This window comes from Opitutus sp. GAS368, assembly GCF_900104925.1.
GTDB lineage: Bacteria > Verrucomicrobiota > Verrucomicrobiia > Opitutales > Opitutaceae > Lacunisphaera.
This window is the reverse complement of record NZ_LT629735.1, coordinates 3641349-3668085: the sequence shown is the minus strand read 5'-3', so window position 1 is coordinate 3668085 and position 26737 is coordinate 3641349. Positions and strand designations below refer to the sequence as shown.

Annotated in this window: 24 protein-coding genes and 1 tRNA gene; 12 read left to right on the top strand and 13 right to left on the bottom strand. The window is 65.7% G+C overall.

The genetic code is table 11. The features are described from left to right. Nucleotides 1-8: 8 nt before the first annotated feature. The 4 genes from BLU29_RS15595 (at nucleotide 9) to BLU29_RS15580 (ending at nucleotide 3038) form a co-directional block, all read left to right on the top strand. Entirely contained in the window at nucleotides 9-1070 is a 1062-nt protein-coding gene (locus tag BLU29_RS15595) for a tetratricopeptide repeat protein (RefSeq protein ID WP_091059843.1), read from the top strand. Between the two features lie 129 nt (nucleotides 1071-1199). Beyond that, a complete protein-coding gene (lptE, locus tag BLU29_RS15590; protein ID WP_091059840.1) occupies nucleotides 1200-1721 on the top strand; it encodes an LPS assembly lipoprotein LptE in 522 nt (173 codons plus the stop codon). A 122-nt stretch (nucleotides 1722-1843) separates the two neighbouring features. Next, nucleotides 1844-2503 carry a ribulose-phosphate 3-epimerase gene (rpe, locus tag BLU29_RS15585; protein ID WP_091061205.1) on the top strand — a complete coding sequence of 220 codons (660 nt, stop codon included), beginning with the start codon at nucleotides 1844-1846 and terminating at the stop codon, nucleotides 2501-2503. A gap of 70 nt (nucleotides 2504-2573) precedes the next feature. Next, a complete protein-coding gene (locus BLU29_RS15580; RefSeq protein WP_091059837.1) occupies nucleotides 2574-3038 on the top strand; it encodes a GNAT family N-acetyltransferase in 465 nt (154 codons plus the stop codon). A gap of 101 nt (nucleotides 3039-3139) precedes the next feature. Here BLU29_RS15580 and BLU29_RS15575 read toward each other — a convergent pair whose 3' ends face one another. Together BLU29_RS15575 and BLU29_RS15570 are read right to left on the bottom strand one after the other, a co-directional pair. Continuing rightward, on the bottom strand, nucleotides 3140-4768 hold the full coding sequence (locus tag BLU29_RS15575; protein WP_091059834.1) for an extracellular solute-binding protein: 1629 nt from the start codon (nucleotides 4766-4768) through the stop codon (nucleotides 3140-3142). A 119-nt stretch (nucleotides 4769-4887) separates the two neighbouring features. Then, nucleotides 4888-5961 (bottom strand): ABC transporter ATP-binding protein, encoded by a 1074-nt coding sequence (locus BLU29_RS15570; protein WP_091059831.1) that lies wholly within the window; start codon nucleotides 5959-5961, stop codon nucleotides 4888-4890. Between the two features lie 151 nt (nucleotides 5962-6112). On the opposite strand from BLU29_RS15570, the gene hpt reads away from it, so the two are divergent. From hpt to BLU29_RS15555, 3 genes are all read left to right on the top strand, one after another. Further along, nucleotides 6113-6676, top strand: a complete 564-nt coding sequence (hpt, locus tag BLU29_RS15565) for a hypoxanthine phosphoribosyltransferase (RefSeq protein ID WP_091061202.1) — start codon at nucleotides 6113-6115, stop codon at nucleotides 6674-6676. Between the two features lie 49 nt (nucleotides 6677-6725). Then, nucleotides 6726-6815 (top strand) — tRNA-Ser (locus BLU29_RS15560). A gap of 82 nt (nucleotides 6816-6897) precedes the next feature. Next, the gene (locus BLU29_RS15555) at nucleotides 6898-7710 is read left to right on the top strand and encodes an ATP-binding cassette domain-containing protein (protein ID WP_091059829.1); all 813 of its coding nucleotides are present in this window, start codon (nucleotides 6898-6900) and stop codon (nucleotides 7708-7710) included. A 9-nt stretch (nucleotides 7711-7719) separates the two neighbouring features. On the opposite strand, the gene BLU29_RS15550 is transcribed toward BLU29_RS15555, so the two are convergent. From BLU29_RS15550 to metK, 4 genes are all read right to left on the bottom strand, one after another. After that, nucleotides 7720-8931 carry an amidohydrolase family protein gene (locus tag BLU29_RS15550; RefSeq protein WP_091059826.1) on the bottom strand — a complete coding sequence of 404 codons (1212 nt, stop codon included), beginning with the start codon at nucleotides 8929-8931 and terminating at the stop codon, nucleotides 7720-7722. A gap of 51 nt (nucleotides 8932-8982) precedes the next feature. Next, on the bottom strand, nucleotides 8983-9345 hold the full coding sequence (locus BLU29_RS15545) for a cupin (RefSeq protein ID WP_091059823.1): 363 nt from the start codon (nucleotides 9343-9345) through the stop codon (nucleotides 8983-8985). 129 nt (nucleotides 9346-9474) lie between these two features. After that, nucleotides 9475-10899 (bottom strand): adenosylhomocysteinase, encoded by a 1425-nt coding sequence (gene ahcY, locus BLU29_RS15540; RefSeq protein WP_091059821.1) that lies wholly within the window; start codon nucleotides 10897-10899, stop codon nucleotides 9475-9477. 19 nt (nucleotides 10900-10918) lie between these two features. After that, nucleotides 10919-12085, bottom strand: a complete 1167-nt coding sequence (gene metK, locus BLU29_RS15535) for a methionine adenosyltransferase (RefSeq protein WP_091059818.1) — start codon at nucleotides 12083-12085, stop codon at nucleotides 10919-10921. A 147-nt stretch (nucleotides 12086-12232) separates the two neighbouring features. On the opposite strand from metK, the gene BLU29_RS15530 reads away from it, so the two are divergent. Both BLU29_RS15530 and BLU29_RS15525 read left to right on the top strand, forming a co-directional pair. After that, on the top strand, nucleotides 12233-12592 hold the full coding sequence (locus BLU29_RS15530) for an Hpt domain-containing protein (protein WP_091059815.1): 360 nt from the start codon (nucleotides 12233-12235) through the stop codon (nucleotides 12590-12592). 24 nt (nucleotides 12593-12616) lie between these two features. Next, a complete protein-coding gene (locus BLU29_RS15525; protein ID WP_091059813.1) occupies nucleotides 12617-13267 on the top strand; it encodes a DUF1573 domain-containing protein in 651 nt (216 codons plus the stop codon). A gap of 45 nt (nucleotides 13268-13312) precedes the next feature. On the opposite strand, the gene mdoH is transcribed toward BLU29_RS15525, so the two are convergent. The 7 genes from mdoH to BLU29_RS15490 form a co-directional block, all read right to left on the bottom strand. After that, nucleotides 13313-15463, bottom strand: coding sequence for a glucans biosynthesis glucosyltransferase MdoH (mdoH, locus tag BLU29_RS15520; protein ID WP_091059810.1), 2151 nt, complete (start codon nucleotides 15461-15463; stop codon nucleotides 13313-13315). Nucleotides 15464-15465: 2 nt separating this feature from the next. Beyond that, entirely contained in the window at nucleotides 15466-16053 is a 588-nt protein-coding gene (locus tag BLU29_RS15515; RefSeq protein ID WP_091059807.1) for a hypothetical protein, read from the bottom strand. Next, nucleotides 16029-17531 (bottom strand): glucan biosynthesis protein, encoded by a 1503-nt coding sequence (locus BLU29_RS15510; protein ID WP_197677732.1) that lies wholly within the window; start codon nucleotides 17529-17531, stop codon nucleotides 16029-16031. The genes BLU29_RS15515 and BLU29_RS15510 overlap by 25 nt, the downstream gene beginning before the upstream one ends. 8 nt (nucleotides 17532-17539) lie before the next feature. Further along, nucleotides 17540-18466 (bottom strand): uracil-DNA glycosylase, encoded by a 927-nt coding sequence (locus tag BLU29_RS15505; RefSeq protein WP_091059803.1) that lies wholly within the window; start codon nucleotides 18464-18466, stop codon nucleotides 17540-17542. A gap of 1 nt (nucleotide 18467) precedes the next feature. Further along, nucleotides 18468-19064 carry a riboflavin synthase gene (locus BLU29_RS15500; protein ID WP_091059800.1) on the bottom strand — a complete coding sequence of 199 codons (597 nt, stop codon included), beginning with the start codon at nucleotides 19062-19064 and terminating at the stop codon, nucleotides 18468-18470. Nucleotides 19065-19184: 120 nt separating this feature from the next. Continuing rightward, nucleotides 19185-20567 (bottom strand): PDZ domain-containing protein, encoded by a 1383-nt coding sequence (locus BLU29_RS15495; RefSeq protein ID WP_091059797.1) that lies wholly within the window; start codon nucleotides 20565-20567, stop codon nucleotides 19185-19187. Next, nucleotides 20564-21919 (bottom strand): trypsin-like peptidase domain-containing protein, encoded by a 1356-nt coding sequence (locus BLU29_RS15490; RefSeq protein WP_231962249.1) that lies wholly within the window; start codon nucleotides 21917-21919, stop codon nucleotides 20564-20566. Before BLU29_RS15490 ends, BLU29_RS15495 begins: the two co-directional genes overlap by 4 nt. Before the next feature lie 21 nt (nucleotides 21920-21940). Here BLU29_RS15490 and leuS point away from each other — a divergent pair, with 21 nt between their 5' ends. From leuS to BLU29_RS15475, 3 genes are all read left to right on the top strand, one after another. After that, nucleotides 21941-24505: a leucine--tRNA ligase gene (gene leuS / locus BLU29_RS15485; protein WP_091059795.1), complete on the top strand. Its 2565-nt coding sequence runs from the start codon at nucleotides 21941-21943 to the stop codon at nucleotides 24503-24505. A 134-nt stretch (nucleotides 24506-24639) separates the two neighbouring features. After that, a complete protein-coding gene (locus BLU29_RS15480) occupies nucleotides 24640-25575 on the top strand; it encodes a FecR domain-containing protein (RefSeq protein WP_091059792.1) in 936 nt (311 codons plus the stop codon). A 17-nt stretch (nucleotides 25576-25592) separates the two neighbouring features. After that, nucleotides 25593-26735: an outer membrane beta-barrel protein gene (locus BLU29_RS15475; protein WP_091059789.1), complete on the top strand. Its 1143-nt coding sequence runs from the start codon at nucleotides 25593-25595 to the stop codon at nucleotides 26733-26735. Nucleotides 26736-26737 lie beyond the last annotated feature (2 nt).

The window sequence follows — 26737 nt, the reverse complement described above, 5'->3', positions numbered from 1 at the left end:
CCATTTTCATGCGCCGTCTCCCCCTCCTTTCCGCCCTGGCCGCCCTCCTCACGCTGCTGCTCGCCCCTGCCCGCCTCGCCGCCGACCTTGTCTGGACCCCGCAGGACGGCTGGAAGGTCGAGGGTGGCGCGCTCGCCCAGTTTGCCGGCGAAGAGGGCCGCAACGGCCTGGACGCGATGAACAAGGCGCGCGCCGCCGAGGAGGCCCATAGCAACCGGGCGGCCCTGAAGCTCTATAACAGCGTCTACAAGAAATACCCCAATTCCGTCTTCGCGGCCGAGGCGCTCTTCCGCGCCGGCCGGATCTACCAGCAGAACCAGGAATACTACAAGGCCTTCACCACCTTCCAGCAGATGGTGGCCCGGTATCCGAACTCCGAGAAATTCACCCAGGTCATCGGCGAGCAATACCGCATCGCGGCCGACCTGTTTGCCGGCAAGCGGGCCCGCCTCTGGGGCTGGCTGCCGGGCTTCAAGAACCGCGAGCGCGCCCTCGAATACTTCGAGACCATCGTCGCCACCGCGCCCTACAGCGACTACGCCCCGCTCTCCCTCATGAACGCCGCGCGCGGCTACAAGGACGTCGGCGAGACCGAGGCGGCCGTCGACGCCCTCGACCGCATGATCAACACCTATCCGCGCAGCGTCCTCACGCCCGACGCCTACCTCAAGATCGCCGAGACGCACTCCTCGCTGGTCGACGGCCCCGCCTACGACCAGGCCTCCACGAAGCAGGCCATCACCTACTATGAGGACTACATGATCCTTTTCCCCGGCGACGCCGGCATGGTCCAGGCCGAGACCGGCCTCGCCAAGATGAAAACCGTGCTCGCCCAGAGCAAGCTGACCATCGCCGATTACTACTACAAGTATCGCAAGAATTACCAGGCCGCGAAGGTGTTCTACAACGAAGCCATCACCGTCTACCCGGATTCGGACGTGGCCAAGGTGGCCCGCGAGAAGCTGGTCGATGTCAACGCCAAGCTGGATGGCCAGGCGGCCGCGGCGGCCGGCCAGCCCGCCCCCAAGGCGCCTGAACCGAAGAAGAAAAAGAGGCTCTGGCTGTTCTAAGGGATATCATTCCCGGCATCTGTCATTCTGAGCGTAGCGAAGAATCCAGTGCCATCGAATGCCATGTTCGCCCACGCTGGATCCTTCGCTACGCTTCCACCTTCGCCAAGGCTCCGGGGGACAAGCACGATGACACGTATCGGCATTCTGTCCTCCGTCCTCTGTCTTCTGTCCTCCGTCCTCTGCTGCACGGGCTGTGCCGGTTACAGGCTCGGCACCGGAACGCAGCCGAAGTTCGCCACGCTGTTCATCGCGCCGGTCACGACCGAGACGCTGCTTCCGCAGGCCCGCGAACTCGCGACCACCCAGCTGCGCGAAGCCTTCATCAAGGACGGCCGTGTCACCCTGGTCGACTCGCCGGCCGCGGCCGACGCCGTGCTGCGGGTCTCGCTCACCGGCTACGACCGGACCGTGGCGGTCTCGCGGCAGGACGACACCGGGCTGGCCCGGCGCTTCGATGTTTCGTTGCGCGCCTCGGCCACCCTGACCGACCAGCGCACCCAGCAGGTGCTGTTTGCCAAGCGGCCGCTGACCGCCAAACGCGGCATCTTCACCGACAGCGGACTTGTGCCGGCGGAATACCAAGGCCTGCCCCTGCTCGCCGAGCAGCTCGCCAGCGAGACGGTCCACGCGGTCCTAGATACCTGGTAGCCTGTAGCGGCGGTCTATGACCGCCGTTTGGTTTAAACTCCGGCGGTCATAGACCGCCGCTACAGAAACAAATGATTGAGCCTTTTCCGTCCTCGGTCATCTGTCTTCTGTCCTCTGACGCCATGCCTCTTCCCTCTCTCATCGCCCCCTCCCTGCTCGCCGGCGACCATGCCAACCTCGCGGCCAGCGCGCGGGTCGTGGCCGACAGCGGTGCCACCTGGCTGCACTGCGACATCATGGACGGGCATTTCGTGCCCAACCTGACCTTCGGCCCCGAGACCCTTGCCGCCGTCCGCCGCGCCGGCTCCAAGCTGTTTTTCGATACGCACCTGATGCTGGCGGAGCCGCAGAAGTATATCGAACCCTTCGCCAAGGCCGGCTCGAACAACATCAGCATCCACATCGAGCCCGGCTACGACCACCGCGGCACGCTCGCCCGCATCCGCCAGCTCGGCTGCCAGTGCGGCATCGTGCTGAATCCCGGCACCTCCGCGGCCGGCATCGAGACGCTCATCGGCGAGGTGGACCTGGTGCTCGTGATGACCGTGCAGCCCGGCTTCGGCGGCCAGCCCTTCCGGCGCGACATGCTGCCGAAGCTCCGGACAATCGACGGCTGGCGGAAGACCCGCGGCCTGAAATTCCGCCTCGAGGTCGACGGGGGCATCGACCTGGCGACCGCCGCCGAGTGCCGCCAGGCCGGCGCCGACACGTTCGTGGCCGGCACGTCGTTCTTCAAGGCCGCGGATAAAACGGCGTTCACCGCCGGTATCTCCGCCCTGTAGCGGCGGTCTATGACCGCCGTGGGCATTATCCATGACATCGATCGGCGCTCATAGAGCGCCGCTACCGAAGATGAGCACCCATCTGGAACACCGCCACGGCTCCTACCTGATTTCCGACGACCCCGCGCGGCTCGATGCCGCGGCCATCCACGGTTACCTGACCCGGTCGTATTGGAGCGAGAATATCCCCCTCGATACCGTCCGGCGCGCGCTGCACGGGTCGCTTTGCATCGGGGCTTACACGGAGGCCGGCGAGCAGGTCGGGCTCGTGCGCATCATCTCGGACCACGCCACCTACGCCTACCTCTGCGACGTCTACGTGCTGGAGGAGCACCGCCGCCACGGACTGTCCAAGGCCATGCTCGCCCTGACGATGCGCCACCCGAAGCTGCAGGGCCTGCGCTCCTGGAGCCTCCGCACCCGCGATGCCCACGGCATATACGCCCGATTCGGCTTCAAGCCGGTGGACCATCCCGAGAGCTACATGGCGTTGCGCTTCCCCGACGTCTACCGGCAGCCGGACAACGACGAATGATCAGAGATTGCTGCCTCTTGTAGGAGCCTGCTTGCAGGCGATGTCGCTCGACCCGCTGGACACATTTTGAATCGCCTGCAAGCAGGCTCCTACAAAGGAATCTAACGCTTGGCGGCCCGTGCGAGCTCCGCGGCCTTCTGGTATTGGGCGCGAAACTGCGCGGCGAGTTCCTTGGCGAGCAGGATTTCGTCGACCTTGTTCTTGGAGTTGAGCGCTTGCTTGATTTCCTTGAGGGCCCGGTCGTAGGTGACGAAGGAGATGTCCTGCAGCACGGCCAGGGCGCGCGCCTTCTGCGCCGGATCGATCCCCTCCGCGTTGATGGCGCGCCAGGCTCCGGCCAGCTCCTCGTGGGTGTCCTGGCACATGATGCGGATGACGAACGACATCTCGCGGAACAGCGCGCCCGTCCATTCCGGGCGGTAGATCAGGGGATCATGCTGGTCGTAGGGATCGTCCGCCGGGTCGCTACGGAATGCGCGCCACTCCTCGTGGGCGTAATAATCCTTGCGCACCGGCAGCCGGCGCAGGGCGTAGCGCTCGGGCCCGTCGGGCGTGCCGGGCTTCTGGTTCCAGAGCCGCTGGCCCTCCGGGGACAGCACAAACTCGATGAAGGCTTCCGCCACGGCCCGGTGCGGCGCGCCGCGCAGCAAACCGATGGGATCGACCGAGCTCACGGTGCCACCGCGGGGCGAGACATAGCCGAGCCGGTCGGACCGGCCGCGCCGGAGCACCGCCTCGGCCTGGGCCCGGCCGTAAAAATCGATGCACATCCCCGCCGCGCAGTTACCGACCGCGACATCGATCGGGGGCTTCATCGAACTGTCCGTGAAGTAACGGGAATTGGCCCCGACCAGCTGGAGCAGGCGCAGCCCCTCCAGCCAGCCCTCGCGCACGGCCTGGGCCTCGAGCTCGCGGGCCGCCCCGCCGGGCCGGGCCGCCTGCAGCGATTTGAGCCGGTTTTGCATGCACTGCTGGATCACGTTCTCAAAGGCCTTGGCGATGGATCCGCTCTTCGTCGGGTCGCAGAGCGCCACCTCGCCGTGGTAGCGCCATCCGGTGAGGTCGGCCCACCGGCTGGGCGCGGCCGCGAGACCGAGGCGGGCCAGCGAATCGCGGTTGTAGATTATCCCGTAGGAGCTCAACACGCAGCCGATCCACAGCCCGTCCTTGTCCCGGTATTCCTCGCCGGCATAGGCGCGCGGGATCACCCCGGGGGTGAACCACTCGGGATGCTGCTGGAGAATCCGGGTGGGCACGAGCCGGCCCGCCGTCGCCTGCTTGGCAAAATCATAGGTGCCGCCGCCGAAAAAGAGGTCGATGCCGCAGCCGACCTCGGAGGCGAGGAAGGCGGCGCGCGCCTCCCGCACGATGGCGGGAGCGTCGGGCGGCAGCCGGCCGTTCTGCGACCCGGCCTGGATCTCCGCGCTCCACGGCTTGCCGAGCCGGTTGACCCAGAGGTTCTCGAAGGCGGTGATGTATTCCCCATCGAGAAACCGGGCGATCTCACTCGTGCCGCCCAGCACCCGCCAGTCGATGCCCGCCGTGCGCCCGGTGCGCGCCTGATACCAATGCTGGAAAGCCTGGCCAAACTCGAAGCGGATGGCCTCGTTGTGCGGCGTCACGATCACCAGCGTGTCGTCCGCGCTGGCCGCCGTCGCCTGCCGCGAACGCAGCAGGAACGGCAGGCCGACCACGGCCACCAGCGCGATGAGCAGGAGCGCCCGCTTCATGAGTGGATGTGAAGGTGGAACCCGGCCTCCGGACGGGTTGGTTCGACATGCGTCCAGGCAAACCCGTCCAGAGGCCGGGTTCCACCTTCGAGCCGCGCGATGCCGTTCATGATCAAGGCTCAGCCGACCAGCACGACCACGTCGTCCGGCTCCACCGTGGCGTAAAGCTCGCCGCGCGCGGCCCCGTCCACGAAGCGCGGGTTGCGCTCGAAGATCTTCAGCTGCGTGCCGTTGCCGGTGACGAACTCGTATTGGGCGACCTCGCCGAGGTAGATCGACTGGCCGATGCGGCCCTTGACGACGTTGCGCGACTCGGCGTCCCGGTGCAGTTCCCAGCATTCCGGGCGGATGGACACGGTGACCTCGTCGCCCACCTTGGGCACGTTCACCGTGTCGCCGAAAATGCCGTCGAACTTGCCGACCGCCGTCTCCACCGTCACGTAGTTGCCGGCCATGCCGAGCACCTTGCCCGGCAGGAAATCGGTCTCGCCGATGAAATTGGCCACGGTCTTGCGGGTCGGGCGCTTGTAGACCTCGCGCGGCGTGCCGACCTGCAGGATGTGGCCGCTCTCGAGGATCGCCATGCGGTCGGCGATGGAGAGCGCCTCCTTCTGGTCGTGGGTGACATAGACGGTCGTGAGCTTGAATTCCTTGCAGACGCGGCGGATCTCCGTGCGCATCTCCAGCCGGAGCTTGGCGTCGAGGTTGGACAGCGGCTCGTCGAGCAGGAGGCAGCGCGGGCGGATGACCAGCGCACGGGCCAGGGCGACACGCTGCTGCTGGCCGCCGGAAAGCTGGTTGGGCTTGCGGTCGGCGTATTTTTCCATGCGCACCGAGGCCAGGGCGTCACCGACCCGCGTCCTGATCTCGGCCGCCGGCACGCGGCGTTCCTCGAGGCCGAAGGCCACGTTCTCCGCCACCGTCATGTGGGGCCACAGGGCGTAACTCTGGAACATCATGCCGGTATTCCGCTTGTGCGGTTCGAGGCGCGTCACGTCCTCGTCGCCGAACAGGATCTGGCCTTTCTCCGGGATGTAGAAGCCCGCCAAGCTGCGCAGCAGCGTGGTCTTGCCGCAGCCGCTGGGGCCCAGGAGGAAGAACAGCTCGCCCGGGTTGATGGTCAGGTCGAGGCCGTGCAGCGCGACGATGCTCCCGAATTGCTTGGTCAGTTGCTTAACCTGGATGGAAATCATCGTCCGTGGCGTGTGGTGTGACCGGCCGGATCGGGCAGGCGCGCGTCCCGGCGAGGCAACCGGCCGGCCCGGGGTAAGTCAAAAAAATAAACCCCGCCGGGCGGGTTGTAACAGTTTGCCTTGGCCCGGCGGCCCGCCTTTCCTCCCCGCCATGCCCTCCCCGAAAGGCCCGCCCGAGCTCAAACACCTCGACCACATCCTCGTCAGCCCGCTGGCCATCAAGCGCCGCATCGCCCAACTCGGCTCCCAGCTGAACCAGGACTACGCCAAGAAGGACCTGATGGTCGTGGCCATCGTCAACGGCGCGCTGATCTTCACCGCCGACCTGCTGCGCCAGATGCGGAGCCCGCTGCGCCTCGACTGCCTGCGGGCCTCCAGCTATCACACCGGCACGCGGGCCGTCGGCGAACCCCGCATCGTCGACCAGATGAAGCTGGATGTGAAGGGCCAGCACGTGTTGCTGGTGGATGACATCCTCGACACCGGCAAAACCCTCGCCGCTGTCGCCGGACTGATCAAAGCCAAGGGCGCCGCTTCCGTGAAGACCTGCGTGCTCCTCGACAAGAAGGCCCGCCGCGCCGTGCCGTTCGAGGCGGACTACGTGGGTTTCGGGATTCCCAACGAATTTGTCGTCGGCTACGGGCTCGATTTCAACGAGCGCTACCGAAACCTGCCCTGCATCGGGGTCTTGAAGCCGAAATTCTACGGCGGCTAAAATACCTTGCACTCGGCAAAGCCGCGCCTTTGCTTGCCTTTTAATTCTTGGAGGGGTGGCCGAGTGGTTTAAGGCACATCTTTGCTAAAGATGCGAAGCCGAAAGGTTTCCGGAGGTTCGAATCCTCTCCCCTCCGCCATTTTTCTTTCCGTGCTGATGTAGGGCCGGCGCTGGTCGCCGGGCCGCGGTCCGCCGGCAAGCGGCGACCCTACATTTCCGGAATGCCCTCCTCCGCCCCGCTCCTGATCGATTTCCAAAACCTCACCGTCGCCCGCGGCGACCGGCGGGTGTTGCGCGGCTTCAACCTGCAGGTGCGCCGTGGCGACCATATCGCCCTCCTCGGCCCGAATGGTTCGGGCAAGTCCACCCTCGTCAAGCTGATCACCTGCGAGCTCTATCCCGAAACCGGTTTCCGCGGGATGCGCTTCCAGCTTTTCGGCCAGGACAATTGGGCGCTGGAAGACGTCCGCCGGCGCATCGGCATCGTTGTCTTGGACATGCTCCAGAATCTATCGCACGAGGTGATGTCCCGGCAGGTGACGGCCCGGGAAATGGTGCTCTCCGGCTTCTTCAACAGCCTGGGACTGTGGCCGCACCACCGGCCGACGCCCGCCCATGAGCGCCGCGCCCGCGAGCTGCTGCGCTTCCTGGAGATCAGCCACCTGGCCGCGCGACCGCTTTCCGCCATGTCCTCCGGCGAGCAGCGCCGGGCGATGATTGGCCGGGCCTTGGTGCACGACCCCGAGGCCCTGATCCTCGACGAACCGACCACCAGTCTCGACCCCGGCGCGGTGCGGGAATTCCGCACCGTGCTGCGCAAGCTGGCGCGGGCCGGCAAGAGCCTGATCCTCGTCACGCATCACATCGCCGACCTGATTCCCGAGATCGAGCGTGTCATCCTGATGAAGGACGGCCGCATCGTGGCCGACGGGCCGAAAGCCCGCATCCTGACTTCGGTGGCGCTGTCCCGGCTCTTCGGCGCGAAGCTGCGGGTCGTCCGGCGCGGTGCCGACTACGATGTGGTGAGCCGCTGAAGCGCCCGCTCACGGCGTCGGCTTGTAAACCACCCCGCCCTTCATCACGAAGGCGACGCGGTGCAGAGCGGAGATGTCCTGGGCCGGATCGCCCTCAACCGCGATGAGATCGGCGAGCAATCCCGGGGCAATGCGGCCGATCTTGTCCTCCAGGTGCAGGATTCGCGCGTTGACCGAGGTGGCGGCACGGAGGGCGTCAAGCGGCGGCAGGCCGAACCGCACCATGGCGTCCAGTTCAAGGGCGTTCTCGCCGTGGGCGAACACGCCGACGTCGCTGCCGTTGCCGATCGTGACCCCGGCCGCCAAAGCGGCTTGAAACGCCTCCTTGGCCCCCGGCCGGGCGCCCGTGGCGGCGAGCGTCGGGATGAGGGCGACGCCATGCTCCTTCATCAGCTTGAAAGTCTCCGGCATGCCGTTGCTGCCGTGCTCGATGGTCTCGACGCCCGCCAGCACCGCCCGGCGCATGCCTTCGGGTGTCGTGGAATGGGCCGCCACCGGCCGGCCGCTGCTCCGCGCGGTCTCGACGATCAGTTTCAATTCCTCCAGCGAGAAAGTCGGCGCCGCCTGATTCGACGGGCCCCAGCGGTAGTCGGCATAGACCTTGACCCAGTCCGCCCCATGGCCGATCTGGTCACGCACGACGCGGATGAGGTTGTCCCCATCGGCCTCCTCGGCTCCCTGCGAGACGTGCCATTTGGCCGCGTAACCCTTGGGCCCGTAGCTGCCGGTGGCGACAATGGCCTTGGTCACGACCAGCATGCGCGGCCCGGGAATGATCCCCTGCTCCACCGCCTGCTTGAGCCCGACATCCGCGTAGCCTGCGCCCTCGGTGCCAAGGTCGCGGATCGTCGTGAAGCCGGCGAGCAGCGTGCGGCGAAGATGATTCGTCGCCCGGGCGACACGCAGGGCCTCGGACTCGTGCGCCACCTGGTCATTCCACGGCGTCTCGTTGTAGGGGTGAAGCAGCACATGCGAGTGAGCGTCGATCAGCCCGGGCAGCAGGGTTTGCCCGGATAGCGCCACCACCTTGGCGTCGGCCGGAACCTTGAGATCGGCCAGGGGGCCGACCGCCGCGATTTTGTCCCCACTCACCAACACCGCCCAGCCCAGGTGCAGGGTCTCGCCGTCAAAGACCCGGGCGGGCTTCAGCAGGGAGACGGAATCAGCGGCATGAATCAGCCCGCCGGCCGCGAAGGCGAACAGAGCGAATAAGGGGCGCATGCCGGCAGTCTCCCTTCAGCCCGGAACGAGGAAAGCAAAAACCGCCCGGCCCTACGAATCGCGATGCACCGTGCCCGGCGCGAAGGCCGGCAGGCAGACTGCGATGTATTCGGCGCCGTCGGGATTGGGCGTGCTGTATTGCACCCACTTGCCCGACGGCGCGTGGATGGCCTGGCCGGCCTTGACCGTAAACGTGGCGGCCTTGGTCTTCACCTGCAGCTCGCCGCGCAGCACGACGGTGTATTCGTCGAACTCGGGCGTCTGGCCGGGCTCGACCCAGCCGCCTGGGCTGCGCATCCGGGCGATGCTGGTGGCGACCGTGCCGCTGTTCACGCGGCCGAAGAATTCCTCGATGAGCTTGGGCTTGTTGCCGGCGGCTTCGATGACGGTGGGTTTGGGGATGAGTCGGGCCATGGAGTTGGGTGTAGGGCGGGATCTCCGCATCCCGCCTTGAACATGATGTCATTTTCGCCCGCAGGCGGGATGCGGAGATCCCGCCCTACATAAAAAACGCCGCGGATTACTCCGCGGCGTTGAAAGGATTCAATAACGATAATGTTCCGGCTTGTAAGGACCCTCGACCGGCACGCCCAGGTATTCGGCCTGGGCCTTGGTGAGCTTCGTCAGCACGACGCCGATCTTCTCGAGGTGCAGGCGGGCGACCTCCTCGTCGAGGTGCTTCGGCAGGCGGTAGACGTTCACCTTGTAGGTGGCGCGGTTCTTCCACAGGTCGAGCTGCGCCAGCGTCTGGTTGGTGAAGCTGTTCGACATGACGAACGACGGGTGGCCGGTGGCGCAACCGAGGTTCACCAGGCGGCCCTCGGCGAGCAGGTAGATGCTGTTCCCCTGCGGGAACGTATACATGTCGTATTGGGGCTTGATGTTCGTGCGCCTGGCATCGGAGGCGTTGAGCTTGTCGACCTGGATCTCGTTGTCGAAATGGCCGATGTTGCAAACGATGGCCTGGTCCTTCATCGCGCGCATGTGCTCGAGCGTGATGATGTCCTTGTTGCCCGTCGTGGTGACGTAGATGTCGGCCGTGCCGAGCGTGGACTCGATCGTGTTGACCTCAAAGCCCTCCATCGCGGCCTGCAGGGCGTTGATAGGGTCGATCTCGGTGACGATGACGCGGGCGCCGAAGCCCTTGAGCGAAAACGCCGAGCCCTTGCCGACGTCGCCGTAGCCGCAAACGCAGGCGACCTTGCCGGCGATCATGACGTCGGTGGCGCGCTTCAGACCGTCGCCGAGCGACTCGCGGCAGCCGTAGAGGTTGTCGAACTTCGACTTGGTGACCGAGTCGTTGACGTTGATGGCCGGGACGCGGAGTTTGCCCTTCTCGAGCATCTGGTAGAGGCGGTGCACGCCGGTGGTCGTCTCCTCGGAGACGCCCTTCCACTCCTTCGCGATGGTCGTCCAGCGAAGCGGGTCCTCCTTGTGGACCTTCTTGAGCACGTTCTTGATGACCTGCTCCTCGTGGGAGGTGGACGGGGTGTTGACCCAATCGCTGCCCTCTTCGAGTTCGCATCCCTTGTGGATGAGCAGGGTAACGTCGCCGCCGTCGTCGACGACAAGCTGCGGACCCTTGCCGCCGGGAAACGAAATGGCGTGGAGCGTCAGGTCCCAGTATTCCTCGAGCGTCTCGCCCTTCCAGGCGAAGACGGGCGTGCCGGATTTGGCGATGGCCGAGGCCGCATGGTCCTGCGTCGAGAAAATATTGCACGAGCACCAGCGCACGTCGGCGCCGAGCTCCTTGAGCGTCTCGATGAGGACGGCCGTCTGGATCGTCATGTGCAGCGAGCCGGTGATACGGACGCCGGCGAGCGGCTTCGACGGGCCGAACTTCTTGCGAACGGAGATCAGGCCGGGCATCTCGTGCTCGGCGACGGAGATTTCCTTGCGACCCCAATCGGCCAGGGTGATGTCCTTGACCTTGAAATCGGTGGCGCCGGCGGTGGTGGTGGTAGCCATAATGGTGGAGGGATAAGGGTTATTTGATGGCGGCGCGGAGGGCGGCGACCTTGTTGGTCTGCTCCCACGGGAGGCCGGCCTTGCCGAAATGGCCGTAGTTGGTGGTCGAGCGGTAAATCGGGCGCAGCAGGTTGAGCTGGCGGGTGATGTCGGCGGGCTTGAAGCCGAAGACCTTGGTGACGGCCTTGGCGATCTTCTCGTCGCGCACCTTGCCCGTGCCCATGGTGTCCACATAGACGCTGACCGGCTCGGGATGGCCGATGGCGTAGGCGACCTGCAGCTCGGCGATGTCGGCGAGGCCCGAGGCCACGATATTCTTGGCGACCCAGCGGCACATGTAGGCGGCGGAACGGTCGACCTTGGACGGATCCTTGCCGGAGAAGGCGCCGCCACCGTGGCGGCCCCAGCCGCCATAGGTGTCGACGATGATCTTGCGGCCGGTGAGGCCGGAGTCGCCTTGCGGGCCGCCGATGACGAAGCGGCCGGTCGGGTTGATCAGGAAGTGGGTCTTCTTCGTCAGCATGCGGGCCGGAATGACCTTCTTGATGACGTTCTCGATCAGGTAGGACTCGATCTGCCTGTGCGAGACATCGGCGGTGTGTTGGGTGGAGATGACGACGTTTTCCACGGCGACCGGCTTGTCGTTCTCATAGCGGATGGAGACCTGGGATTTCGCGTCCGGGCGGAGCCACTCGACCTTGCCGCTCTTGCGGAGCTGCGTGAGTTTGCGGCCCAGACGGTGGGCGAACATCACCGGCGTCGGCATGAGCTCCGGGGTCTCATTGCAGGCGTAGCCAAACATCAGGCCCTGGTCGCCGGCGCCCTGCTCGGCGGTCTTCTTGCCCTTGGCCTTCTTGGCGTCGACGCCCTGCGCAATATCGGGCGACTGGGCGGTCAGGTAATTGTTGATGAAAACGGAGTCGGCGTGAAACACGTCGTCCTTGTTCACATAGCCGATCTCGCGGATGGCCGCGCGGACGATGGCCTCGTAATTCAGTTTGGCCTTCGTGGTGATTTCGCCGGCGAGGATCACCATGTTCGACTTGACCATGGTCTCGCAGGCCACGCGGCTGTTACGGTCCTGCGCCAGGCAGGCGTCCAGCACGCTGTCGGAGATGAGATCCGCGACTTTGTCGGGATGCCCTTCGCCCACGGACTCAGAGGAGAAAACAAAGGATTTTGCCATAAGCGGGTAAGAAAGAGCGCGGCGCCCTCTCGTGCAAGGAGATTATCAACGTATACGGATTGCATGATGCATCATAAAATGAGCTACTTGCCCTAGGCGCAGACAGTTGCCATAAATGGCTAATGCGTTGTTAATTCCAGCACTCTTATGACGACCAGTCCGACACTTAATCCGGACGCCATCCAGGCGCTGCGCGACCTCAGTCCGGAGGGTGACTCGGAATTCCTGCGTGAGCTCATCGCCATCTACCTGGCGGACACGCCAAGGCAGCTGGCGCAAATGGAGGAAGCGCTGGCCAAAGCGGATGCTTCGCTGGTCATTCGCGCCGCGCATAGCATCAAGGGCAGCTCGGGGAATTTCGGGGCCCAGGAATTTGCCCGGATCGCCCAAGAGATAGAAAGTCACGCCAAGGCCAACAACCTGGCGGCCGCCAGTGCCGCCTTGCCCGAGCTCAAACTCCACTTTGCCCGGGTGGTCGAGGCCCTGAAGCAACTGGCCGGCACATAAACCTCCTGCCCCTGTCCTGTCGCCATGATCCTGCGCCGCCCCTTGCTCTGCTGTTTGTTCGCCGCTGCCGTGCTGCCCGGGGCGGCACTGGAATGGAAGGCGCAGACCCTCGACTTCACCACCGCGCCCTTCCAAGCCACCCAGGACGCCGTCTTCCAATTCACCAACACCGGCCACAAGCCGGTCACCATTCTCGAGGTGGAAAGCAACTGCGACTGCCTGGACGCCGCGGCTGACCGGCAGGTCTACGCGCCGGGGGCGAGCGGCGTCATCAAGACGAACTTCCATGTGGGCGACCGGCTGGGACTGTATGAGCGGCGCATCAAGGTGGTGACCGATGAAAGCCCCGAGCCCGTGCGCCTGCTGGTGCGGATCGAGGTGCCGGAACTCGTGGTCCTCTCGCCGCGCAGCGTGGCGTGGAAACTCCACGAGCCGGCGGTGGAAAAGTCCGTCGACCTGGCGGTCATCCCGGGCCTGCAGATCAACTTCACCCGCGTGCAGCCCACCAGCGGCGACTTTGCCGCCCGCCTCGAGACCGTCGAGGCCGGCCGGCGTTACCGCGTTTACCTGAAACCGCCGGAGACCGTGCAGCCGGCCAATGCCGCCTTCCGCATCCTGGGCCAGGCGGCGTCGGGCCAGGAGATCGTTGTCAGCGCCTACGGCAACGTCCGCTAGCGATATCCGTCTCCGCCAAGGCTCCGACCCGACAAGCCGGCGCGGCTAGCGGTAGAGCGCCGTCACCGGCGTCGCGGTGAGCACGTTGTATTGGCGCATCGCCAGCCGCCACCATTCCGAGAGCTGCTCGGCGGGCTGCTTCCACAGCTGCTCGTGCAGCCAGATCATCGACTCCGCATCGAGCAGCAGCGCCATCTTCTCGCGGTGCGTGAGGTTGGCCGGCCCCTCGGCCAGCAGCTTCCGCCGCAGCCCCAGAAAGTAGGAGCGCACCGCGAGGCTGCCCTGCCGCTGCCGCAGGAGCGACACATGCGCGGCATTCACGTAGGGGTCGAGCACCGCCTGCAGCAGGCCGTAGTCGTCACGCAGCGGCGGGATCGGCTGCATGTGCCGGTAACATTCCTCCAGGTGCCGCTGCAGACGGATGAGTTCCTGCGGCGGCTGGGTTTCATCGGGCGTGAGGAAAAGCCCGAGTTCCCGGGCGCGGCGGCCAAAGCTGGCCTTGCCGAGGAAGATCGACAGCGGGGCGGACAGCACCAGGCCCGCGAGCACCGGGCTCAGCCACCAGAAGAAGGACGGCATCAGGATGAAAGCCGATACGCCCCACACGATCCCGAAGGCCGTCTGCCCCGCGTGTGTGATGATGGCCTCGCGCCAGTCCGTGTCCTCGCTCGCCTCGCGGCGCTGGGTCACCCACGCGACGCCCTGCCCGAGCAGGATGTAGAGCACGAACTTCGTGTTGAACATCATGTTGATGGGCGCCAGCAGCGTGGACACCGCCACCTCGAGCAGCGTGCTGCCGATCAACCGGAACGGTCCGCCATAGGCCGCGGCGCGGCGGTTTTTGATCTCGATGATCACGCTGATGATCTTCGGCAGGAACAGCAGCAACAAGGTGAAGAGAAACAGCGCAAACGCCTCCGGCACCTCCATGGTGTAACCGAAAAACGACACGTAGGCCTCGGCGTGGTAGATGTGGTAGCTGCCCGCCAGCACTTCGCGGAATGTGTGGATGCTGCTGATCAGCAGGAAGAGCATCCACAGCGGTGAGGCCACGTAGCCCATGATCCCCATCAACAGGTGCACCCGGTTGACCGGATGAAAGCCGCGCGCAAACAGCAGCCAGCTGTGCTGCAGGTTGCCCTGGCACCAGCGGCGATCACGCTTGGCGCTGTCGATCAGGGTCGGCGGGCCCTCCTCGTAGCTGCCCTCCAGGTCGTAAGCCAGCCACACGCGCCAGCCGGCGCGGCGCATCAGCGCCGCCTCGACAAAATCATGGCTGAGAATGCGGCCGCCGAAGGGCTCCCGGCCGGGCAGGTCCGGCAGCGCGGCGTGTTCCATGAAGGGCGCCACGCGGATGACGGCGTTGTGGCCCCAGAAATTGCTCTCCCCCTGGTGCCAGTAGTTCAGGCCGGCGAGAAACAAAGGGCTGTAAAGCCGGTTGGAAAACTGCTGCAGGCGCGAATAGAGCGTGACGCCGTTCACGATGCGCGGTGCGGTCTGCAGGATGCCGACCTTGGGGTTGCGCTCCATCATCGCCACCAGCCGGATCAGCGACTCGCCGGTCATGATGCTGTCGGCGTCGAGCACGGCGGCATAACGATACTTCCGGCCCCAGCGACGCAGGAAGTCGGCGACGTTGCCGCTCTTCTTGTTGATGGAGATACGGCGCTTCCGGTAAAAGATCCGGCCGAAGCCGTTCAGCTGCTTGCAGAGCTCCACCCAGGCCACTTCCTCCTGGATCCAGTTGTTCGGGTTGTTCGAATCGCTGAGGATGAAGAAGTCGAAATTCTCGAGCCGGCCGGACAACTCGAGCGAACGGTAGATGACGCGCAGCCCTTCGAACACGCGGCTCGGGTCCTCGTTGAAGACCGGCATCACGATGGCCGTCGAGGCGAGCGGCAGGCTGGCGAGCGGCTCGCCCTCGATCGAACGCGTAATGCGGTAGGGATCGCCGTTGCGGTTCAGCACGTAGAGGCCGAGCAGCGCCGTGCTGAACCCGACCGCGATGTGTGCGAACAGGATGACGAAAAGGACCAGCACGATCCACTCGATTGGCGTCATGCCATCGCGCCACAGCAGGTCGGCCATGAACCACGTCGCCAGGCTCGTCAGGAGGAAGGTGAGCGTGAAAAAGGTCGCCCGGCGCCGGCCCACCCGGGTGCGGTCAACCTGTTCGACGGTGAATAGCGCGGCCATGGTCAGCGGGTGGCGAAGAACACGGCCGTCAGCACCGCGAGGAAGACCGCCCACAGCAGAACGACGCGCAGGACGGGCAGGCTTTCGATGCGCTCGAGGGTCTGGCCGGCCGCCTCGGTGATCGCGCCGAGGTCGATGTCACGCGGCACCATGCTCGACACCGCCAGGTCGGGCCCGGCCTGGAGCGAACCCTGTTTCATGGCCGACGCGAATTCGGCGGGAATGTTCTGGTCGTCGAGGAAGGCGAACGGCCAGCGCGAGGTGCCGTCCGACACCAGCAGGGCGACACGCCCCTCCGCGGCGATGCGGTCGTGCGGCAGGCCCTTTTCCCCGAGCAGCTCGGCGAACCAGCCGTCCATCACGCGGTCGGTCTCCTCGATCGCCAGCGTGACCGGGTTCAGGGCGGGGTTCTGCTCATGCCGGCCGGCGGCCGCGCTGAGCACGCGCTGGATGAGCCGGCTCTGGTGCAGGCGGTTGTGGATCCGGTGCGCGCGCAGGTAGTCCTCCACGCGGACATAGGCCGCGTTCCACTGCTCCAGCGTGCCCGTCTTCGGGCGGAACGAGTTCAGGGATTCCAGAGATAGCTCCATGTCTCGGTCAGCACATGCTGCCCTTTGCGCAGAAAGCAACGGAGTTCCACGGGACTGCCCGAGGGGTCGGGCCGGATTTCAAAGACCACCCGCCACGCGCCGGTGAAGCGGTTTTTCTGCACCACGGTGCGGTTCTCCTGCCGGGCGCCCCCGCTCACGCTGACCAGCGCCTCGATCTCAGGGTCATCCGGCTGGGCGTTCAGGTAGCTGCTGGCGAACTCGAGCACAAAGCGGCGCAGTTCCGGACGGCCCGGCACGCCCGCCACGTGCGTCGAGATCGTCTGGCCGGCGGGTGGGCGCCGGCCGGGATCGGACATCCAGTGCAGGTCATATTCAAACTCGAACGGCTCGCCGATGGGCGGCAGTTTCGCCGGCACCCAGCACGCCACGATGTTGTCGCTGAACTCGTCCTTGGTCGGCAATTCGAACAGCCGCACCGAGCCCGCGCCCCAATTGCCCACCGGCTCCACCCACAGGCTCGGCCGCTGGTGATAGAAGGCCTCGAGGTCGCCGTAATGCTCGAATTGCCGGTCGCGCTGCAGCAGGCCGAAGCCACGCGGCGCGTTGTCCTGGAAAGACGCCACCCGCACGCCCTTCGGGTTGGTGAGCGGGCGCCAGACCCATTCGCCGGCCCCGGTTTCGAGCAGCAGGCCGTCGGAGTCATGCACCTCGGGCCGGAAATCCGTCTGCGACCAGCCGCTGTTCTCGCCGTGCGCGAACATGCTGGTCAACGGCGCGAGGCCGAACACCGCGGGGGTTTTGCGGCAATACACCGCGCCGCGCACGCGCACGACCGTGTCGGCCCCGGGAGTGATGACGAAGCGGTAGGCGCCGGCCACGCTCGGGCCGTTGAGCAGCGCGTAGACCGTGACGCTGCCACCGCCGAGCGACGGCCGCTCGATCCAGAACTCCTCGAACACGGGGAATTCCTCGCCGCCGGGCTCCGCGGTGTTGAGCGCGAGCCCGCGCGCCGACAGGCCGTAATGCTGGTCCTTGCCCAGCGCCCGGAAGTAACTCGCGCCGAGAAAGGAGATGAGTTCATCCCACTTGCCCGGCTGGTTGAGCTCCTGGAGCACCTTGAAGCCGGCGAAGCCCAGGTCCGAGGGCACGCGGCCGGGCTTGGTCTTGCCGTAGTCGAAAAACCGCGGCGAGAAATCGATGGGCCGCGCCACCCGGTTTATCACCTCGTGCACCTGCACGGGCCGGTTGAAGATGCCGCCGGGATGGAAGAACTGGAGCTGGAATGGCAGCTTGTCGGCGCGCCACCAGGTGAACCGCTCGTCGAAACGGATGTCGTTATACTGGTCGTAGCTCAGTTTCTTCAGCCAATCCGGCACCCGCGGTTTTGTCTCGGCGTAGGGCTGGAACGCCAGCGCCTTCGCCCGGAACTGCAGCACCTCGAAATCAAACAGATCCTCGGCGCGGCCGACAACCACCGCCAGCGCCAGGATCAAGGGGCCGAGGATTGACGGGCTCAATTTCACGTTCACAGGAAGTAATTCCGCTGCTTCTCCGAAACGGGCAGTTCGGCCCGTTCCATCACGGCCAGCATGTCCTCCCAGGCATCGCGCTTGATCTTCTTGGCCGCCGCACTGGTGAGCCCTTCCTGGCGCAACAGGTAGGACGGATGGTAGCTCGCGCGCAGCGGCGTGTCGGCATACGAGTGCCAGCTGCCGCGCGCCGCACCCATGGATTTGAAACGATCCGGCCCGAGCAGCCCGTCCACGGCGGTCTTGCCGAGCGCCACCAGCACCCGCGGCCGGATGATCGCGATCTGCGCGCGGATGAAAGGCAGGCAGTAGGCCATCTCCTGCGCGGTCGGCGGGCGGTTGCCCGTCTGCGAACCGTCGGCGTTGCGGGTGCCCATGTCGGGCCGCCAGTTCAGGATGTTGCCGATGTAAACCTGGCCGCGCTCGAGGCCCATGGCCTTGATCATCTTGTTCAGCAGCTGACCGGCGCGGCCGACGAACGGCTCGCCCTGGTCCTCCTCATCGCCGCCCGGCGCCTCGCCCACGAACATGACCGCCGCATCAAGATTGCCCACGCCAAAGACCACCTGCTTGCCCGGATAGACGCGGGCCTGGCAGGTGGCGTCGTTGAGCACCAGGTTGCGCAGGAAATTCCACCGCGCCGGCTTGTCGCCCTCGGGCAGCTTGATCTCAGGCGTGGCGGGCATCGCGGGAGCGGCCGGACGTGCCGCTGCCAACATCTGCAGGTCGGGCTTTGCGCCCGACACCGTAGCGGCGCTCGCTATTTCGGCCGGCCTGTCGGGCATAAAGCCCGACCTGCTCGCGGTGACCGCCTCGCGCAATTGCGCCAGCCCTTCCTCGCTGACGGACACGGCGCGCTGGCCGCCGGCCTTCAGGCGGCGGAGCTCGTCGTTGAGCGCAAGGAGTTGGTCGCGGGTGGGCATGTCAGGCCGGGCGGGCGGCGTTGAGCTTCTCGACATACTTGGCCAGCAGATCGAATTCCAAGTTGAGCGTGTCCCCGGCCTTCTTCCCCCGCAGATTGGTCACCGCGAGGGTGTGCGGGATGAGCCAGACCGCAAAGGAGTCCCCGGCCGCTTCCGCGACGGTCAGCGAGATGCCGTCGATCGCCACGCTGCCCTTGTAGACGAGGTAGCGCGCAAAGCCGGCCGGCACGCCCACCTTCAGGTAGTGGTCCTTGCCGCGCGCCTCGAACACCTCGACCCGGCCGGGGGCGTCGATGTGGCCGGACACAAAGTGCCCGCCGAGGCGGGTGTCGGCCCGCAGGCTGCGCTCCAGATTCACGAGCGCGCCGGGCGCGAGCTGGGCGAAATTGGTCAGGCGGCGCGTTTCTTCGAGCACATCGAACCAGAGGTGGCCGGCGTCGAACTCTGTCACCGTCAGGCAGCAGCCGTTGACGGCGACACTGTCGCCCAGCCTGACGTCCGACGGCACGAGCCCGGCCGCAATCTGCAGCCGCCAGGAATCCGGTCCCTGGGTGAAGGCGGCTACGCGGCCGGTTTCCTCGATGATGCCGGTGAACATGGGTGGTCAGGTCATTCTGAGCGCAGCGAAGAATCCATGAGGATATCCGTCAGCGTCCGGGCTGATGGATTCTTCACTTCGTTCAGAATGGCAAACAAGCGGGGGTTCATGGGGCGCCGGTCAGTTGAGTTTCACGCGCAGCACCTGTGTCTCGCCGCCGCGGCTGACGAGCAACACGAATTCCGCGCGGTTCTTGTCGGCCTCGATGGCCGCCAGCTTGTCCATGGCCTGCGCATAGGTCTTGATCGCGGTGCCATCGATCTCGCGCACCCAGTCGTCGGGCCGCAGGCCGGCCGTGGCGACCGCGCTGCCCGGCTTGACGAAATGCACCATGACGCCCTCGGTCGTGCCCGGGTTGGCCCGGTGCAGGATGCCGTCGTTGTAGAGGAATTCGCGCACCGTGAAGCCGAGCCGCTCGAAGTAGCGCCGGTCGGCCTCCCGCACGAGCTTGGGCTCATCGCCCAGCTTGACCTTCACCTCGACGCGGGTGGTGCCGCGGAGCACCGCGAGCGTGATCACATCACCGGGCAGGCGGCGCAGTATCTCCTGGCCGAAGTAGCTCACGACCACCCGGTCGGGCTTGAGCCGCGGCAGGGGCTGGCCGTCGACCGCCAGGACAATGTCGCGCTCCTGCAGGCCCGCCCGGTCCGCGGGGCTGGATTTCATGATGTCGCTCACGACCACGCCGGACTGGTTCTCGAGCCGGAGGAGCTTGGCCACCTCCGGGTCCATCGGCTGCAGGCCGTAGGCGCCGAACCACGCGATCGGCCGGCCGGTGACCGACTGCGGGACACGTCCGAGATACGGCAGCACTTCGCTGCCCAGCAGCACGACGCTGCTTTCCTCGACATTCACGAGCACGATGGGATTGCCGCGCTGGTCGCGGGAAAAGAGGAGGAAGTTCTGCCCGAACGAGGTCTGGGCGATGCCGGCGAGTTCGCCCGCGGCATTGAACACCGGCAGGCCCGGGCCCGCGACGTCGCTGCCGAGGATCACCGTCTTCTGGGGCAGCTTCATCGTCACCGCCACGCGTGAGCTCAGGAAATACGGCTGGAAGTCCTCGTCCTTGTTGCGGAGACCGATGCCCCAGAGCTCCTCGCCCATGGCCGGATCGGTTTTGGCGGCCGTCCAGTGGGTGACCGGCACAAGGCCCGCGCGGGACTTTTCGTCGACACGCACAAAATGCCAGCCGGTGAACGCGTCCTGGCCCAGGTAAACGGCCGGGGCCGACTCGATGCTGCCCGGCCGGTAGACCTTGAAGTCCTTCAGCTGGCTGGGCGCGACGCCCGGGAGGATGGCGGCACCGGGCAGGATGACTGTGCCGGCCTCGTCGATGACGGTGCCCAGCACCATGACCGGCTGGCGCTCGGTCTCCGCCTGGATGAAGAACTCGACCGCGACGACGGACTTGAGCCGTTCGTTGAAGAGTTCGGCCACCGGCGTCGCACGGGCGCCGAGCGGCAGGAGCGAAAGGACGGGCAGGCACCAGCGCAGGATTCTCATGGTTTGATGACGTAAAGGGAAATGCGGCGGCTCCGCTGGGCCTCGACGAGCTGCGGCTCGGGTTTGGCCTCGTAGGCCCCGTAGAGCGCCTTCAGCTGCGCAAGTTCCGCGATGGTCTTGCTGCCGACCTTGGTGATGATGTCGCCCCGGGCCAGGCCGGCCTCGGCGGCGGGATAGCCCGGCTGCACGCCGAGCACGACGACGCCGGTCTCGTCGGTCAGCTGGTTCTCGCGCGCGTAGGCCCGCGAGACCTTGCGGACGGTGAGGCCCCACTTTTCGAAGGCCCACTCCTCGCCCACCCGGCTCTCGAGTTTTTCGGTGACGGCGCCCAGTTCCACCACCTGGTCGCCTCGCTTGACGCCCAGCCTGACGGTCGAGCCCACGGGCAGGCTGGCGATGGACTGCTGGATGGGCGGCAGCTGCTCGGGGAAACGCCCGTCCATCTTGCGGCCGTTGAGCGTGAGCACCACGTCGCCCGCGCGCAACCCGGCCTTCGCGGCCGGCGAACCCACGTCGACGTTGGCAACCAGCACGCCGGTATTGGCGCTGAGCGAATAGAAACCCTCGAGGTCCTGCAGCTCCCGGAAACCGATGCCGGCGTAGCTGCGCGTGACGGAACCGCTCTTCACCAGCGTCGCCGCCACCGTGCGGGCCACCTTCGCGGGAATGGCGAAGCCCAGGTTGTCCGCCCCGATGTAGCCGCGGGAATTGATGCCGATGACCTTGCCGTCCTCGGTGACGAGCGGGCCGCCGCTGTTGCCGGGATTGATCGCTGCGTCGGTCTGGAGCCAGGTGTTGAAAGCGCCCGTCTCGTAACCATTCACGCCGCGGCTGTCCTCAAAGTAGCGGTCGTTGTTGGAAATGATGCCGCGCGTCACGGTGCGCGTCAGGCCGTGCGGTGTGCCGACGGCGAAAACCGTCTGGCCGACAAAGAGCTCGTCGGAGTCGCCGAACTCCGCCGCGGCAAAGGTGAGATTGCGGCGCTTGATCGCGTCGAGGTCGATGCGCAGCAATGCCAGGTCGGTCCAGTGGTCCCAGCCCACGAGCTTTGCGTTGACACGCTCCAGGCTGGCCAGGGTGATGGACACCTCCACGGCCTGCGGGCTGACGACATGGGCGTTGGTGAGGACCAGGCCGTCGCTGGAAATAATGACGCCCGAGCCGACCCCACCCGTGATGCGCTTGGCCCCATCGGTGAACTCGATTTCGCGGACATCGATCCGGACGACCGCATCCAGCAAGCGGTTGAAGCCCCGGCTCATGGCCGCCCCGGCGACACCGGCCAGGCTCAGGCTGAGGAGAGTGATCGCGGCCAGACGGCCGGTGATTGACGGTGGAAAGGAATGTCTCAATGTGGCGGGTTTTAACAATCGATGGCTACCAACTCCAAAGACTACGACTTTCTCCAAATCGAGCCGCATTGGCAATCTTTCTGGGAGAAAACCAAGGCATTTAAGGCCGAGAATGGCTCGGCCAAGCCGAAATACTACGTGCTGGACATGTTCCCCTATCCGTCCGGATCCGGGCTGCACATCGGCCACCCCGAGGGTTACACCGCCACCGACATCCTCGCCCGCTACAAGCGCGCGAAGGGCTTCAATGTCCTGCACCCGATCGGCTGGGACGCCTTCGGCCTGCCCGCCGAACAGCATGCGGTGAAGACCGGCACGCATCCCGCCGCCAACACCCAGAACAACATCGTCAACTTTCGCCGTCAGATCAAGTCGCTGGGCTTTTCCTATGACTGGGACCGCGAGATCGACACGACCGACCCGAAATATTTCCGGTGGACGCAGTGGATTTTCCTCCAGCTTTTCAAGAAGGGCCTGGCCTACGTTGACGAGCGTCCCGTCTGGTGGTGCCCGGAGCTCCGCACCGTCCTCGCCAACGAGGAAATCGTCGACGGCAAATCCGAGGTCGGCGGCTTCCCCGTCGAACGCCGCAACCTCCGCCAGTGGGTGCTGCGCATCACGGCCTACGCCGAGCAGCTGATCGACGGCCTGAAGGGCGTCGACTGGCCAGACTCCACCAAGCGCATGCAGGAGGCCTGGATCGGCCGCAGCGAGGGCGCCGAGGTGCATTTCAAACTGGAGGATCCGAAGCTCGGCGACCTGAAGATCTTCACCACGCGGCCCGACACGCTCTTCGGCTGCACCTACATGGTCGTGGCGCCCGAGCATCCGCTCGTGCCCGCGCTCACCATTCCCGCGCAGCGTGATGCCGTCGAAGCCTACCGCAGGAAAGCCGCGAGCAAAAGCGACCTCGAGCGCACCGACCTCGCCAAGGACAAGAGCGGTGTTTTCAGCGGCAGCTACGCCATCAACCCGGTCAACGGCGCCAGGTTGCCCGTCTGGATCGCCGACTACGTGCTCATGGGCTACGGCACCGGCGCCATCATGGCCGTGCCGGCGCATGACGAGCGCGACTGGGAGTTCGCGCAGCTCTACCACCTGCCCACCCCGCGCGTCATCGCCGCGGCCGACGGTTCGGACCAGCTGCCCTACGTGGGCGACGGCCAGGTGGTCAATTCGCCCGGCTACGATGGCTTGAGCTGGCCCGAGGCGAAGAAAAAAATCACCGCCGACCTTGCCGCCCAGGGCGTCGCCAAGGGCACGATCAACTACAAGCTCCGCGACTGGCTGTTCTCGCGCCAGCGCTATTGGGGCGAGCCCTTCCCCATCGTGTGGGTTTCCGAAGCCGGTTATCATGTTGCTAAGAACCTTCGGAAGGATTTGCCAAGTCAGCCCGTCTCCTTCGCCGAGAACGGCGTCACGCACCACGCGCTGCCGCTGCCCGATACGGCGCTGCCGCTCGTGCTGCCCGAGGTGCATTCCTACCTGCCCAGTGGCAACGGCGAGAGCCCGCTGGCCAACGAGACCGCCTGGCTGGAGATCTGGTTCAACGTCACGACCGGCGCCGCGGTGCCCGCCACGCAACCGCAGCCGACCGGCGACGGCTGGGTGCGCGCCCGCCGCGAGACCAACACCATGCCCCAGTGGGCCGGCTCATGCTGGTATTACCTCCGCTTTCTCGACCCCCGGAACGCGAACGCCATCGCGAGCCCGGAAGCGTTGAAGTATTGGGATGTGCCCGATCTCTACGTCGGTGGCGCGGAGCACGCCGTGCTCCACCTGCTCTACGCCCGCTTCTGGCACAAGGTGCTCTTCGACCTCGACGTCGTGCCGCAGGCCGAGCCCTTCAAGAAACTTTTCCACCAGGGCATCATCCTCGGCGAGGACGGCGTGAAGATGTCCAAGAGCCGCGGCAACGTGGTGAACCCCGACGACATCATCCACGCCTACGGCACGGACTCGCTGCGCCTCTACCTCATGTTTCTCGGCCCGCTCGAGGCCATGAAGCCCTGGAACACGAAGGGCATCGAGGGCGTGCACCGCTTCCTGAAGAAAATCTGGCGCGAATGCCTCACGGAGGAAGGGACCGTCAACCCGCGCATTATCGCGACCGGTGCGTTGTCGCCCGACACCGAGAAGCTGCGGCACGAGACCATCAAGAAAGTCGGCGACGACATCGAGGGCCTGCGGTTCAACACGGCCATCTCGCAGATGATGATCCTGATGAATGCGCTGCAGAAGGAGACGGCCGTGCCGCTCGCGGCGATGCTTGACCTGCTGCGCCTGCTCGCCCCGTTCGCCCCGCACATGGCCGAGGAACTCTGGGAGCGGCTCGGGCAGAACGGTTCGATCATGCAGGCGGGCTGGCCCGCCTTCGATGCCGGCAAGCTCGTCGCCAGCACCATCACCATCGTGATCCAAGTGAACGGAAAGCACCGCGGCGACGTCACCGCCGATGTTGGCGCCAGCGAGGCAGAATTGGTGCAGCTCGCCTCGGCCAATCCCAAGGTAGCCCAGCATATTGCCGGAAAGCCCATCAAACGGACCATTCATGTGAAAGGGCGGCTTATTAATCTGCTGGTTTAGAGCGGTATGCAATTTTTGGCTAAAGAACGCATCTTTTGCCCTTGCTCTAGGTGATATACCCTAGTTAAATCCGGGATACAAAAATAAGCTGTTCGCCTCCTGGCGGAAGCCCGCTAACAAAAATCCCACAGGCCATGAAAACCAAACTCAGCCGCATCCTCCTGCTCAGCGTTGCCGCGCTGGTGGTGGTTGCGCCCAGTGCGTTCGCCCAGCGCCAACTCGGCAAAAAGAAAGGCCCGACCAGCAAGATCTACCTGGCCGAGGCGGTTGGCGACAGCGAGATCCAGACCGGGGAAAAGATCTACACCGCCCGCCAGGCGACCGCCTTTGATGCCCCCGGCACCGTGATCGAGACCAAGGCGGGCGCCCACAACGCCTTCGTGTATTCCAACGGCACCGGCATGTTCGTCGACCAGAACACCCGCGTGGAAATCGACCGCTTCGTGCAGGAGCCGTTCAAACCCGACCGCAATTCCACGGCGGATGCCCCCTATGAGCCGTCCATCTCGCAGAGCGCCGTCCATGTGGCCCATGGCGCCGTCGGCGTCTGCACCAGCCAGCTGGTCTCGGGCAGTTCCATGTCCTATTCCACGCCCCAGGCGGCCGTGAACATCCGGGGCGGCAAGGTCTCGATCGAGACCAACGCCAACGAAACGATCATCGATCTGCTCGACGGCGACATCACCGTGCGCGGCGGCAGCAAGGACATCGGCGGCCAGGTCCTTCGGCCCGGCGAGCGCGCCGTCGTGCGGTCCTCGCCGGCGGGCTTGCCGCCGACCGTGACCATCAGCCAGATCCCGCCCGAGGCGCTGCAGGCCTCGGATGAGCGCGTCAGCGTCGCCTGCAACGCCAAGAAGACCGTCACTTTCGAGGCCATTGAGAAGAAAGCCGAGGTCGGGCTCGACGCTCCGCCGGCGCGAACAAGCGCGACAGGCACCCCGACCACTCCCGCGGGCACCACCGGCGCCGGTGGTTCGGACGACAGCCAGGAAATCGTGGCCAAGCCCACCGTCCCCGCGGCTCCGCCGATCAACGTCGTCATCAGCCCCGACCGGCTGTCGGGCAACTGAGCTGCAAGCAACCCGACGTGATTTTCCCCGCCCCAGCCCGAACCTGCCTACTCGGACTTGCCGCGCTCCTGCTGGGCCTGCCGGCCGCCCACGCGCTCATCAACCTCGACGGCACGCGGAACCAGCTGTTCGTCTTCGGCAGCGTGACGCTGGCCTATGACTCCAACGTCTTCTCCGATTCGAGCGGCCGGGGTGACTACACCGTGACGGGCGCGGTGGGCGCCGAGATGAAGCGCCGCGCGGGCATCATCGCGGTCAACGCCACGCTCACCTTCAACTACGCCAGCTACAGCAAGTATTCGCACGAGGATTCCTTCAATCCCAACCTGCACGTGGAGTTCAACAAGACCACCGGACGCACCACCGGGGCCTTCACGATCAGCGCCTTCCGTGAAAGCCGGTCGGACAGCGCGGTCAACCTGCGCACGAATTCCTGGAATTTCCCCCTCGGGCTCAACCTGAAGTATCCGGTGAACGACAGATATTATTTCACCTCCGAGACCACCTACCTGCGCCGCCAATACGTGCAAACCACGGCGCTCGCCAACCTCACCGATTACTCGCAGGCCCTCGACGTGTTCTACGTCTACACCTCCCGGCTCGACCTGGTCGGCGGCTACCGCATCCGGGTGTCCAAGACCTCCCTCGGCAGCGACTCCTACGACCATTGGTTCAACGTCGGGGCCTCCGGCGGCCTGCTGGCCAAGCTGAACGGCACAGTGCGCCTCGGTTACCAGATTCGCGATGTCCGCGGCACCGGCCAACAGAGCTATGCCAACTTCAATGCCCTGGCCGCCATCGGCTGGCCGGTCACCCGGAAACTCAGCCTCAACGGCCAGCTCAGCCGGGACTTCAACACCATCGCCACGGGCGCGTCGGTCGACTCCACCTCCGCCGCGCTCAACGCCAGCTACGCCTTCAGCCGCAAGGTGGAGTTCAACGCCGGGCTGGGCTACGGCCTGAACCGCTTCCTCGGGACGACCCCGCCCCCGCCCCCGCGGCGCGACACTTTCTTCAGTTTCAACGTCGGCGCCCGCTACAAGATGAACGAGCACTTGCAAGTCGGTGCCGCGTATACCTACTTCCGGAACTGGTCCACCTTCGCGCTCTCGGGCTTTGACCGGCAGGGATTTTCCCTCGATGTTTCCAGCCGCTACTGAAA